Below are 12,307 nucleotides of genomic sequence, written 5' to 3' on the forward strand. Positions count from 1 at the left end.
TGGGACCCGCTGAGGCCGCTGGAAGGTTCATGCCCGGCGGGCGCGCTTCTCAACAGTAGGCCGTGACACGCCACCTCGGGCACCGATCGGCAGGGGTTCCCGGAATGCGACCTGGGCGATCGCCGTATTCTGATATAGGCCGAACGGGTGACATCCCAGGGCCATTCAGCCGGATTCGGCGGCCGTTTCTGTGCCGTCGGCGTCCGCCGCTTCCGCGTCTTCGGCCACCGGCTCGTCCGCGGCACCTTCCTCCGTTTCCGCCGCCTCCGGCGGATTCACCGCCACGGCTCTGGCGGCTTCGGCCCCCTGTTCGAGCAGGACGGCGAAGCCCGGCTCGTCCAGCACCGGCACCTTCACTTGGAGCGCCTTGTCGTACTTGGAACCGGGGTTGTCGCCGACGACGACGAAACTCGTCTTCTTGGAGACCGAGCCGGTGACCTTCGCACCGCGGCTGACCAGGGCCTCCTTGGCGCCGTCCCGGGTGTGTCCGGCCAGTGTTCCGGTCACGACGACGGTGAGTCCTTCGAGGGGACGCGGTCCCTCGTCCGAGCCCTCCTCGGTGAACTTGACGCCCGCGGCCCGCCACTTCTCGATGATCTCCAGGTGCCAGTCCTCGGCGAACCACTGCTTCACCGACGCGGCGATGGTCGGGCCGACGCCGTCGACTGCGGCCAGTTCCTCCTCTGCGGCGTCCTTGATCCGGTCCAGGTCGCGGAATTCGCGGGCCAGCGCCTCGGCTGCCACCGGGCCGACATGACGGATCGACAGACCGGTGAGGATGCGGGCCAGCGGGCGCTCCTTGGCCGCGGCGATGTGCTCCAGCATCGCCAGCGCGTTCTTCTTCGGCTCGCCCTTCTGGTTGGCGAAGAAGGTGACGATCTTCTCGTCGCCGCTGTCGGCGTCCCGCTTGGGCAGGCCGGTGTCCTGGTCGAGTACGTAGGAGCGGATCGGCAGCAGCTCCTCGATCTCCAGGCCGAACAGGTCGCCCTCGTCCTTCAGCGGCGGCTCGGAAGGCTCCAGCGGCTGCGTCAGGGCGGTCGCGGCGACGTATCCGAAGTTCTCGATGTCGAGGCACTTGCGGCCCGCGAGGTAGTAGATCCGCTCGCGCAACTGGGCAGGGCAGTAGCGGGCGTTGGGGCACCGCAGGTCGATGTCCCCTTCCTTCATGGGCTGGAGGGCGGTGCCGCAGTCCGGGCACTCGGCGGGCATCACGAACTCCCGCTCGCTGCCGTCCCGCAGGTCCGCGACCGGCCCGAGGATCTCCGGGATGACGTCGCCCGCCTTGCGCAGCACGACGGTGTCGCCGATCAGGACGCCCTTCTTCTTCACCACGTCCTGGTTGTGCAGCGTCGCGAACTCGACCTCGGAGCCCGCCACCGTCACCGGCTCGACGACCGCGTACGGCGTCACGCGCCCGGTGCGGCCGACGCCGACGCGGATGTCCACCAGCTTGGTGTTGACCTCCTCGGGCGGGTACTTCCAGGCGATCGCCCAGCGCGGCGCCCGCGAGGTGGAGCCGAGCCGTCCCTGGAGCGGGATCTCGTCCACCTTGACCACGACGCCGTCGATCTCGTGCTCGACGTCGTGCCGGTGCTCGCCGTAGTACGCGATGACGTCGGAGACCTCGGCGAGCGAGTCGACCACCTTGTTGTAGCGGGCGGTCGGCAGGCCCCACTCGCGCAGCAGCTCGTACGCGTGCGACTGGCAGTCGATGTCGAAGCCCTGGCGGGCGCCGATGCCGTGCACCACCATGCGCAGCGGGCGGCTCGCGGTGATCCGCGGGTCCTTCTGCCGCAGTGAACCGGCCGCCGCGTTGCGCGGGTTGGCGAAGGGCTTGTCGCCCGCCTCGACCAGCCGCTCGTTCAGCTCCTCGAACTTCTCGCCGGGGAAGTACACCTCGCCGCGGATCTCCACCAGTTCGGGCACGCGGTCGCCCGCGAGCCGGTCGGGGATGTCGGCGATCGTCCGCACGTTGGGCGTGATGTCCTCGCCGGTCCTGCCGTCGCCGCGCGTGGCGGCGCGGGTGAGGCGGCCCTGTTCGTACGTCAGATTGACCGCGAGGCCGTCGACCTTCAGCTCGCACAGGAAGTGGTACGGGCTGTGCGTGTTGTCCGGCGGGCCCAGCTCCGCGGCGACGCGCTCGGCCCAGGTGGCCAGCTCCTCCGGCGCGAAGGCGTTGTCGAGCGACAGCATCCGCTCGCGGTGCTGGACGGAGGTGAACTCCGTCTCGTACGCGCCCGCGACCTTCTGGGTCGGCGAGTCGGGGGTGCGCAGGCCCGGGTGCTCCTCCTCGACCGCTTCGAGTCGGCGCAGCAGCGTGTCGAATTCGGCGTCGCTGACGACGGGCGCGTCGTTGACGTAGTAGCGGAAGCGGTGCTCCTCGATCTGCTCGGCGAGGCGTGCGTGCTCCTCGCGTGCCTCGGCGGGGATCTCCGCCGCGCTCGCCTCGCCCCGGCTTGCGTCGTCGTCCACGGCTGCCACGAAACTGTCCCTTCCCTCACTCAGGGTTGTCGACGAGCGATCGCGCCGCCTTCGCGCAGTGCACCAGGGCGGCACGGGCATAGGCCGGAGAGGCCCCCGCCAGACCGCAGGAAGGGGTGACCGCGACCGAGGAGCCCAATGCCCCCGGAGCCAGCCCCAGCCTGCGCCACAGCGCCCGAACACCACTGACGCTACCGCCAGGGTCCGACAATGGGGCATCCTTGCCGGCGACGACACCGGCGAAGAGCGCGGTGCCGCCTTCCGCGGCCTCCCCGAAGTCGTCCCAGTCACGCTCGGTGAGCAGGTCGAAGTCGAAGGAGATGCCGACGACCCCGGCGCGCCGCAGCAGACCGAAGGGCACCTCGGGGGCGCAGGAGTGGACGACGGCCGGTGCGCCGACCGCCGCGATCAGGTCGCGCAGCGTCGACTCGATGACGGCGCGGTCCACCGCGCGGTAGGTCTGGTAGCCGCTGGCCGTCCTGATCCTGCCGTGCAGCACGGAGGTGAGCGACGGCTCGTCGAGCTGGAGCACGATCTGGGCGCCGGGGACCCGGCGGCGCGCCTCCTCGACGTGCAGCCGCAGGCCCTCGGCGAGCGATCCCGCCAGGTCGCGTACGGCCCCGTGGTCGCGCAGCGCGGCCTCGCCGTTGCGGGTCTCGACCCCGGCGGCCAGCGTCCACGGGCCGACCGCCTGGATCTTGAGCGGCCCTTCGTAGCCCTGGGTGAACTCCTCCAGCGCGTCCAGGTCCTCGCCGAGCCAGGACGTGGCCCGCTTCGAGTCCCGTCCCGGCCGGTCGCCGAAGCGCCAGCCGCTGGGCTCCACGCGGGCGTAGAGGTCCACGAGCATGCCGAGGGTCCGGCCGATCATGTCGGCGCCGGGGCCCCGGCCGGGCAGCTCGGGCAGGAAGGCCATGCCCGCCGTGGCCTCCACGGCCACCCGCGCCGCCTCCCGGGCGTCGCCGCCCGGCATGGACCCGACACCGGTCGCGGTGCCCGCGGGCAGGGAGAAGTCAGTCTGGGTACTCACGTCCGAAAGCGTATGCGCTCCGCGGCCGGTCGCTTTCCCTCGCGGCGGTCGCCCTCTCCTCCGGCGGTCGTCCTCTCCTGCCGGCCGCCCTCCCCTACGGCGGGCCGTTCCACACCAGCGACAGGTGGACTCCGTAGATCGCGGAGGCGACGGCGGCGAAGGAGAGGGTGCAGGCGATGGTGCGCGGGTGGGTGCGGGCGAGGACGCGGGCCAGCGGGATCAGCAGGGGGAAGCCGGGGAGCAGGAAACGGGCGCGGGCGATGTAGACGCCCGCGCCGAGGGTGAGGACGGCGAGGAGCGCGCCGCTGAAGAGCAGCAGCGGCAGCGGCTGGCGCTGCACGAGGCTGAAGGCGAAGAGCGCGAAGCAGGCCACGACGACGAGGGTGACGACGACGAAGGCGACGGGGACGTCGCTGCCGCGCGGGCCGAGGAAGACCCAGCGGAAGCGCCGCAGCAGGTAGCCGCCCTTGCTGAAGCGGTTGCCCCAGGCTTCCTGGACGGCGAAGTAGCCGTCGGCGCGGTGCACGCGCACGCCCACCCAGACGACGAAGGCCAGCCATCCGGCGGGCGCGAGCAGCATGCCGAGCGCGGGCCGCCAGACCGGCCCCCACCAGGGTCCCTCGCGCGGCTGCCGCAGTGCCCGGACCGCGGCGAGCCCGGCGGTGAGGCCGACGGCCGCGGCGATGGCGACGCCGGTGGGCCGGGTGAGTCCGGCCAGCGCGGCGAACGTCCCGGCCCACACCCAGCGTTTGGCCAGGGTGGCGTAGAGGGCGGCGGCGCAGAGCGCGGTGAACAGCGACTCGGTGTACGCCATGCTCTCGACCAGCGCGTGCGGCAGGCAGCCCCACAGCACCGCGAGGATGACGCCGGTACGCCGCCGGTGGAGGCGGTTGCCGACCAGGAAGATCAGCCAGGCCGCGGCCATCGAGGCGGTCAGCGAGACCAGCCAGGACGCCTTGGCGTCGCCGACCGGCAGGACCGCGTCCGCGACGCGGCAGAGCGCCGGGTACAGCGGGAAGAACGCGAGGTTGCTCCAGCCGTGCCAGGCGTTGGGCATCCCGGTGACCGTACGGTCGTAGCCGTGCTCGACCACGTCCTGGTACCAGCGCGAGTCCCAGGACCCGTACAGCACCGTGCCGGGTGAACGGCCGCGCCGCTCGGCGAAGTAGCAGAGCAGGACGATGCCGAGGGCGCGGGCGGCGCCGTAGCCGAGCAGCGCGGGGGCGGCGAGCCGCAGGGCGGCCTCGGCGCGGGTCCGTACGTCCCGCCCGGCGCTGCTCGGCCGGGGTACTGCGGTGGCAGAGGCCATGGTCGGTCCGCTCCCTCGGATCGGGGTGGGGCGCGGATGACCTTAAGGTGCGGAAGTGACGAAAGCGGTCGGATATCGGCTGCGCCGGAGCAATCGACCGGCATAAGTACACGGTTGGGCGACCGCCCCCTGCGGGAAGCCCACCGAAACCGGCGGGGCGGGGGGGCCGCCCGCCCGAAACGTGACGCGCCCCCGGCCGCCGAGACGCGACGCGCCGGTCCGGGGCCGACGCATGACCGGGCACCGGGCGGCCTCACGCGCGGCGCGCGCCACCCGCCACAGCCCGCACCCCGCCGTCGCCGTCAGCCGTCAGCCGTCGCCGTCAGCCGTGCCGGAGGCGGCACACCGCCGCCGTCAGGCGCGCCCGAGGCGTTACCGGCCCGGTCGGACCGTCAGGTCGGTGATCTCCGCGTCCCGGGGCAGGTCGATCGCGGTGAGGACCGTGGTGGCGACCGACTCGGGCGCGATCCAGCGCTCGGCGTCGTACTGCTTGCCCTCCTGCTGGTGCACCTTGGCCTGCATGGGCGTGGCGGTGCGGCCGGGGAAGACGGAGGTGACGCGCAGGCCGTTGGCGTGCTCCTCGCGGCGCAGGGCGTCCGCGAGGGCCTTGAGGCCGTGCTTGCTGGCCGCGTACGGGCCCCACTGCGCGTGCGCGTCGAGTCCGGCGCCGGAGTTGACGAAGACCACATGGCCGCGGGAGAGCCGCAGTTGGGGCAGGAACAGCCGGGTCAGCTCGGCGGGGCCGACGAGGTTGACCGCGAGCGTCTCGTTCCACACCTTCGGGGTGAGGTCGCCGATGTCGCCCAGTTCGACCACGCCCGCGATGTGCAGCAGCGAGTCCAGCCGGTCGGGCGGCGACTGGTGGCCGAGCGCCCAGGACAGCCGGGACGGCTCGGCGAGGTCGCCGACCAGGGTCCGCGCGCCGGGGAAGGCGGCGGCCAGTGCCTTGGCCCGGCCCGCGTCCCTGGCCAGCAGCCACAGTTCGTCGCCGCGCTCCAGCAGCCCGCGCGCGACCGCGGCGCCGATGCCGGAGCCGGCTCCGGTGACCAGGTGGATGCTCACACGTTCTCCGTCAGGTAGGTCATGGCCTCTTCGCCGGTGTCGGCGAAGGCCACCAGATCGGCCAGCGGGAGCGGCAGGAAGCCCTCCGCGTCCATCCGGTGCAGTTGTTCCCTGAGCCCGTCGTAGAAACCGGCGCTGTTGAGCAGCACGACGGGCTTGGCGTGCAGCCCGTGCTTCTTCAGCTCCAGGATCTCGGTGGCCTCGTCCAGTGTGCCGGTGCCGCCGACCATGATGACGATCGCGTCCGCGCGCCGCAGCAGTTCCGCCTTGCGCTCGGCGAGGTCGACCGCGGTCACCATCTCGTCCGCGTTCTCCCGCGCCTTGGACCGGAGGAATTCCACCGACACCCCGACCAGCCGGCCGCCGCTCTCCTGGACGCCGTCCGCGACGACCTTCATCAGGCCGACGTCCGAGCCGCCCCAGACCAGGGTGTGGCCGCCGCGCCCGATCAGCTCGGCGAATTCACGGGCAGGGGCCGTATACCGCTCGTCGAGATCGGCGGCGGAGAGGAAGACACAGATGTTCATACGGTCACGGTATCGGCGCCCGCGCGCGCTCCTGCGGCCTGATCGGCGTTCACGGCGGCGGTCCGTTCCGGCCGCGGGTCCGTCCGGTCGCCGGTGGCCCGGTCCGCGGCCGAACCCGCCCGGTCCGTCGTGGCGATCGTCGCCGAGCCGACGACGCGCGTGCCGTCGTACAGCACGACGGCCTGGCCCGGCGCGATGCCGCGCACCGGCGCGCCGAAGCCGACCCGCAGCTCGCCGTCCACCAGCTCCGCCGTCACCGGTACGTCCTCGCCGTGCGCCCGCAGTTGCGCGGTGTACGCGGCGGGGCCGGCCGGCGGGGTGCCGCACCAGCGCGGCTTGATCGCGGTGAGCGATGTCACGTCGAGAGCGTCGAGGGGGCCGACCGTCACGGTGTTGTCGACCGGCGAGATGTCCAGGACGTAGCGCGGCTTGCCGTCGTCCGCGGGGACGCCGATCCGCAGGCCCTTGCGCTGGCCGATGGTGAAGCCGTAGGCGCCCGTGTGCGTGCCGACCCGCGCGCCGTCCTCGTCCACGATCGCGCCCTCCGCGGTGCCGAGGCGCTTGGCCAGGAAGCCCTGGGTGTCGCCGTCCGCGATGAAGCAGATGTCGTGGCTGTCGGGCTTGCGCGCCACCGCGAGCCCGCGCCGCTCGGCCTCCGCGCGGATCTCGTCCTTGGTGGTCAGGGTGTCCCCCAGCGGGAACATCGCGTGCGCGAGCTGCCGCTCGTCCAGGACGCCGAGCACGTACGACTGGTCCTTGGCCGCGTCGCTCGCCCGGTGCAGCTCGCGCGTGCCGTCGTCCTTGACCAGCACGGTCGCGTAGTGCCCGGTGCAGACCGCGTCGAAGCCCAGCGCCAGCGCCTTGTCCAGCAGCGCGGCGAATTTGATCTTCTCGTTGCAGCGCAGGCAGGGATTCGGCGTCCGGCCCGCCGCGTACTCCGCGACGAAGTCCTCGACCACGTCCTCCCGGAAGCGCTCCGCGAGGTCCCACACGTAGAACGGGATGCCGATCACGTCGGCCGCCCGCCGCGCGTCCCGCGAGTCCTCCACCGTGCAGCAGCCCCGCGCGCCCGTCCTGAAGCTCTGCGGATTCGCCGACAGCGCCAGGTGCACGCCGGTCACGTCGTGCCCCGCCTCGGCGGCGCGCGCCGCCGCCACGGCGGAGTCCACACCGCCGCTCATCGCGGCCAGTACGCGCAGCTTCTTGCGATCGGCGTCAGGGAAGTCATTCACTCCCCCAGAGTAACGGCCTCCCGGCCCGGCCCTCAGGTCTGGCCCGCGGCCCTGGCGCGTTCGACGGCCGGGCCGATGGCGGCGGTGAGGGTGGCGATCTCGGCGGGGGTGGTGGTGTGGCCCAGGGAGAAGCGCAGGGTGGCGCGGGCGTGGGTGGGGGGCTGGTGCATGGCGAGCAGGACGTGGCTGGGCTGGGCGACGCCCGCGGTGCAGGCGGAGCCGGTGGAGCAGGCGATGCCCTGGGCGTCGAGGAGGAGCAGCAGGGCGTCGCCCTCGCAGCCGGGGAAGGTGAAGTGGGCGTTGCCGGGGAGGCGGCCCGCGGGGTCGGGGTCGCCGTTGAGGATGGCGTCGGGCACGGTGGCGAGCACGTCGCGGACGAGGGTGTCGCGCAGGGCGCCGATGCCGCGGGTGAAGGCGGTGCGGCGCTCGGCGGCGAGGGTGCCTGCGGTCGCGAAGGCGGCGATGGCCGGTACGTCGAGGGTGCCGGAGCGGCTGCGCTCCTGGCCGCCGCCGTGCAGCAGCGGTACGGGGGTGTCCTCGCGCCGCAGCACGAGCGCGCCGACGCCGTACGGGCCGCCGATCTTGTGGCCGGTCACCGTCATCGCGTCGAGGCCGCTCGCGGTGAAGTCCACCTCGGCCTGGCCGAACGCCTGCACGGCGTCGGAGTGCATCGGAACGCCGAACTCCCGTGCCACCTCGGCCAGTTCGGCGACCGGCAGCACCGTACCGACCTCGTTGTTCGCCCACATCACGGTGATCACGGCCACGTCGTCGGGGTCACGCTCGATCGCGGCGCGCAGTGTCTCGGGGTGGACCCGGCCGTAGCCGTCGACGTCCAGCCACTCGACGACGGCGCCCTCGTGCTCCGCGAGCCAGTGGACGGCGTCCAGCACCGCGTGGTGCTCGACCGGGCTGGCCAGTACGCGGACCCTGCGCGGGTCGGCGTCCCTGCGCGCCCAGAACAGGCCCTTCACCGCCAGGTTGTCCGACTCGGTGCCGCCGCCGGTGAAGACGATCTCGCTGGGGCGCGCGCCAAGTGCCGCGGCGAGCGCTTCCCGTGACTCCTCGACGGTCCGCCGGGCCTGCCGCCCGGCGGCATGCAGTGCGGACGCGTTCCCGGTCACCGTGAGGTGGGCGGTCATCGCCTGGACCGCCTCCGGGAGCATGGGCGTGGTGGCGGCGTGGTCGAAGTAGGCCATGGTGCCCCGATTCTACGTTCGCCGGAGCAACCTTCCGACCCCCACCCGCGTCCGCCCACCCCACAAGGCGCCTCACCCCGGCGACCAACGCCCCCGGCGCGAGGCAACCGATTGGCCGGAGCGATGGATGGCGGATGCTCATGGCTACCGTCTTTCGCGGTGCGGGCGCCCACCGGCCGCCTTGTCGCGCCGATGGCGGAATACCTCGGAAACCACTCCGCACATGAGGAATCCGTACCAGATGGCACCCGCCAATGTGGCGTCGGCCACCCCCGAACGCCGCATCGCGAAAGCCGTCAATCCTCCAGCCGCGCAGAACGCGAAGACCTTCGCGAACGTGGGAAACAGGTGTGTCCTCACCGCTCCATGCCCCCTCTCCGGGTGGGACCCGGCGCCTCACCGTATGGCCAATGGCACCGGCGTGGTGGCCGACCGCGGCGGGAGGGGGTCAGGGGCGGGGGGCGCGGGCGAGTTGGCGGGACTGGGCCACGAGGCGGTTGGCGGTGTCCCAGACTTCGGCGTCCTCTTCGAGGAGGCCGCCGGCGAGATTGCGGGTGGTGAGGGCGATGCGGAGGGGGCCGGGGGCCGGGCGGGCGCGGAGGTGGACGGTGAGTTCGAGGGTGGGGACCCAGCCCTTGAGGCCGATGTCGAAGGCGGTGGGGGGCAGGGCGTCCACGGCCAGGAGGAGCGAGAGGACGTCGTGGTCGCGGCCGTCGGCCAGGCCGAACCAGCCGCGCATGTCACCGCGCCCCGAGGGCACGCCGACGGCCCAGCCCGCGGTGGCCGGATCGAGCCGGAGCGCGATGCGGTCGAGGAGGGCGCTGGAGCCGGGCAGCGGCGCGCCGCCCTCGGGGGCGTCCTCGGGGCCGACGCAGTCCGCGTACTCCGGCATCGACGGCTCGGGCGCGGTGGTGCGTACGTCGTCGGGCAGCGCGCCCAGGTCGCCGTAAGCGGCGATGACCCGCATCCGCTCGACCTCGCGGCCCTGCTCGTCGGTCTGGTAGAGCGACGCCTGCCCGCTGGAGAGGGTCCGGCCCGCCCGTACCGTCTCGGTCCTGATCACGGCGGGGCCGGGGCCTGAGGCGGTCAGGTAATGGGCGGTGATGGTGAAGGGGTCGTCGTGCGGCAGCGCGTCGCGCAGGGCGCGGGCGACGACGGCGAGCAGATACCCGCCGTTGACGGCCGCGGCGATGGTCCAGCCCGGTGACAGGTCGATGTCGTACGTGCCGGGCTCGCCCGGCCGGGCCGTCACCGTCGTGTCGCGGTCGAATTCGCTGTCGCCGAGGGTCGCGCGGGCTGTCGCATGTGCCATGCCCCGATGTTACCCAGCGGTAGAGACTCCGCGTCCACCGCTGGCGGGTTCCCGCCGCGGCGACCGGCCGCGCGACCCCGCCGTTCATACGCACGGCCCGGCACACGCACAGCCCGCGTACGCGCGGCCCGCGTACGCGCGGCCCGCGTACGCGCGGCCCGCGTACGCGCGGCCCGCGTCCGTACGACCGGCATACGCACGGCCCGGCCCGGACGGAGTCCGCTACTCCCCCTCCGCCGCCGCGCTCCTGCGGTGCCACGCCCGCGGCGCCCGCCAGTGGAACCGCAGCGCCAGCAGCCGCAGGACGAAGGCGACCAGCGCCGCGAGCCCCGCGGTCACACCGCCCAGCACGTCGAAGTGGATCAGCAGCGCGACCGTACTCGCGCCGACCAGGGCCGGGACGGCGTACAGATCGCGGTCCCAGCGCAGCAGCGACGGCACCTCGTTCGCCAGCAGGTCGCGCAGGACGCCGCCGCCCGCCGCCGTGGCGAGGCCGAGCGCGACGGACGGGGTGAGCCCGAGCCCGTACGTGTGCGCCTTGATCGTGCCGCTCACGCAGAACAGCCCGAGCCCGGCCGCGTCGAAGACGTTCATCGTGGCGGTGATCCGCTCGACCTCGGGGTGCAGGAAGAAGACCAGCGCGGTGGCGACCAGCGGCGTCGAGAAGTAGCCGACGTCGGTGAAGGCGGCGGGCGGCACCGCGCCGATGACCAGATCGCGGAAGACCCCGCCGCCGAGCGCCGTGACCTCGGCGAGCACCGCCATGCCGAACACGTCGTAGTTCCTGCGGACCGCCGCCAGCGCGCCGGAGATCGCGAAGACGAAGATCCCGACGACGTCGAGCGTGTGCTGGACGGTGGGCGTGAACAGATCCGTGGCCATGCCGATGTTGTACTACGGCCCGCCGTACGAACCGCGAGGCCCACCGTACGAACCGGCGCCGGACCGGCGGCGCCGGCCGTACGGCCAGAAAGCAGCGACCGCACGGCCCGCCCCGTCACGACTGCCTACGGCGTGACAGCCGCGCTGTCCTGCTGGTTGTCCGGCTGGTTCTCCGGGTGGTGGCACGCCACTTGGTGGCCGGTCGCCAGCGGCGCCAGCGGCGGCTCCTGCGTCTTGCACACCTCCGTCGCCTTCCAGCACCGGGTGTGGAAGCGGCAGCCGCTCGGCGGCGAGATCGGCGACGGCACGTCACCGGTGAGCAGGATGCGCTTGCGCTGCGTGCGCCGCCGCGGGTCGGGCACCGGCACCGCCGACATCAGGGCGGTGGTGTACGGGTGGAAGGGCGCGCTGTACAGCGCCTCCCGGTCCGCGATCTCCACCACCTTGCCGAGGTACATCACCGCGATCCGGTCCGAGACATGGCGGATCACCGACAGGTCGTGGGCGATGATCACATACGTCAGGCCCAGCTCCGACTGGAGGTCGTCCAGCAGGTTCACCACCTGGGCCTGGATGGACACGTCCAGCGCCGAGACCGGCTCGTCGGCGACGACCAGCTTCGGCTTGAGGGCGAGCGCCCGCGCGATGCCGATCCGCTGCCGCTGACCGCCGGAGAACTCGTGCGGGTAGCGGTTGTAGTGCTCGGGGCTGAGCCCGACCAGCTCCAGCAGATTCTGCACTTCGCGCTTCACACCGTGCTCGGTCGCGACCTTCTGGAGCTTGTACGGGGCGCCGACGATCGTGCCGATGGTGTGCCGCGGGTTCAACGAGGAGAAGGGGTCCTGGAAGATCATCTGGACGTCACGCCGCATCGGGCGCATCGCCCCGGTGCTCAGGTGCGTGATGTCCCGGCCCTGGAACTCGATCGTGCCGCCGGTCGGTTCGAGCAGCCGCGTGATCAGCCGTCCCATCGTGGACTTGCCGCAGCCCGACTCGCCGACCACGCCGAGCGTTTCGCCCGCCGCGACCTCGAAGTCGATGCCGTCCACGGCCTGTACGGCGCCGACCTGGCGGCGCAGCAGGCCCTTGGTGATCGGGAAGTGCTTGACCAGACCGGTCACCTTGAGCAGCGGCTCGCCGCCGCGCTGCCGCGGCAGCGGGACGCTCTTGTCGAGCGAGGGCCTGCCCGACGACGTGCCGCCGTCCGGCGCGGCGTTGTCCGAGGGCGCGTCGTCCGCAGCGGCGTTGTCCGGGGGCGTGCCGTCCGACTGTGTGC

At 72.9% G+C, this 12,307-nt stretch carries 10 protein-coding genes; all 10 read right to left on the reverse strand.

The annotated features are described in order from the left end of the window. Window positions 1-165 precede the first annotated feature (165 nt). The 10 genes from ligA to ACIP4Z_RS09405 all read right to left on the reverse strand — a co-directional run bounded on the left by ligA (window position 166) and on the right by ACIP4Z_RS09405 (window position 12,188). Complete coding sequence (gene ligA, locus ACIP4Z_RS09360) at window positions 166-2,472, reverse strand: NAD-dependent DNA ligase LigA (protein WP_401306200.1); 2,307 nt, start codon at window positions 2,470-2,472, stop codon at window positions 166-168. A 25-nt stretch (window positions 2,473-2,497) separates the two neighbouring features. Then, window positions 2,498-3,508, reverse strand: a complete 1,011-nt coding sequence (locus ACIP4Z_RS09365) for a methionine synthase (RefSeq protein WP_355348077.1) — start codon at window positions 3,506-3,508, stop codon at window positions 2,498-2,500. A 94-nt stretch (window positions 3,509-3,602) separates the two neighbouring features. Further along, window positions 3,603-4,817, reverse strand: a complete 1,215-nt coding sequence (locus ACIP4Z_RS09370; protein WP_401306202.1) for a hypothetical protein — start codon at window positions 4,815-4,817, stop codon at window positions 3,603-3,605. A gap of 372 nt (window positions 4,818-5,189) precedes the next feature. Then, entirely contained in the window at window positions 5,190-5,879 is a 690-nt protein-coding gene (locus ACIP4Z_RS09375; protein WP_355348071.1) for an SDR family oxidoreductase, read from the reverse strand. After that, window positions 5,876-6,406, reverse strand: a complete 531-nt coding sequence (locus ACIP4Z_RS09380; RefSeq protein ID WP_355348068.1) for a TIGR00730 family Rossman fold protein — start codon at window positions 6,404-6,406, stop codon at window positions 5,876-5,878. The genes ACIP4Z_RS09375 and ACIP4Z_RS09380 overlap by 4 nt, the downstream gene beginning before the upstream one ends. Then, complete coding sequence (gene mnmA, locus ACIP4Z_RS09385; protein WP_391044842.1) at window positions 6,403-7,587, reverse strand: tRNA 2-thiouridine(34) synthase MnmA; 1,185 nt, start codon at window positions 7,585-7,587, stop codon at window positions 6,403-6,405. The genes ACIP4Z_RS09380 and mnmA overlap by 4 nt, the downstream gene beginning before the upstream one ends. A gap of 83 nt (window positions 7,588-7,670) precedes the next feature. After that, complete coding sequence (locus tag ACIP4Z_RS09390) at window positions 7,671-8,837, reverse strand: cysteine desulfurase family protein (RefSeq protein WP_401306205.1); 1,167 nt, start codon at window positions 8,835-8,837, stop codon at window positions 7,671-7,673. Between the two features lie 448 nt (window positions 8,838-9,285). Beyond that, a complete protein-coding gene (locus ACIP4Z_RS09395) occupies window positions 9,286-10,149 on the reverse strand; it encodes a thioesterase family protein (RefSeq protein ID WP_401306207.1) in 864 nt (287 codons plus the stop codon). Between the two features lie 222 nt (window positions 10,150-10,371). Continuing rightward, a complete protein-coding gene (locus ACIP4Z_RS09400; RefSeq protein WP_355348059.1) occupies window positions 10,372-11,031 on the reverse strand; it encodes a trimeric intracellular cation channel family protein in 660 nt (219 codons plus the stop codon). A gap of 125 nt (window positions 11,032-11,156) precedes the next feature. Further along, a complete protein-coding gene (locus ACIP4Z_RS09405) occupies window positions 11,157-12,188 on the reverse strand; it encodes a dipeptide ABC transporter ATP-binding protein (protein WP_391044839.1) in 1,032 nt (343 codons plus the stop codon). Window positions 12,189-12,307: the final 119 nt, after the last annotated feature.

This window comes from Streptomyces sp. NPDC088910 (assembly GCF_044749865.1).
In the GTDB taxonomy this organism is placed as follows: domain Bacteria; phylum Actinomycetota; class Actinomycetes; order Streptomycetales; family Streptomycetaceae; genus Actinacidiphila.

Excerpts from the sequence above, each read along its gene's own strand:
- ACIP4Z_RS09395 (WP_401306207.1), bottom strand. The coding sequence starts at position 10,149 with ATGGCACATGCGACAGCCCGCGCGACCCTCGGCGACAGCGAATTCGAC.
- ACIP4Z_RS09370 (WP_401306202.1), bottom strand. The coding sequence starts at position 4,817 with ATGGCCTCTGCCACCGCAGTACCCCGGCCGAGCAGCGCCGGGCGGGAC.
- mnmA (WP_391044842.1), bottom strand. The coding sequence starts at position 7,587 with ATGAGCGGCGGTGTGGACTCCGCCGTGGCGGCGGCGCGCGCCGCCGAG.
- ACIP4Z_RS09380 (WP_355348068.1), bottom strand. The coding sequence starts at position 6,406 with ATGAACATCTGTGTCTTCCTCTCCGCCGCCGATCTCGACGAGCGGTAT.
- ACIP4Z_RS09400 (WP_355348059.1), bottom strand. The coding sequence starts at position 11,031 with ATGGCCACGGATCTGTTCACGCCCACCGTCCAGCACACGCTCGACGTC.
- ACIP4Z_RS09390 (WP_401306205.1), bottom strand. The coding sequence starts at position 8,837 with ATGGCCTACTTCGACCACGCCGCCACCACGCCCATGCTCCCGGAGGCG.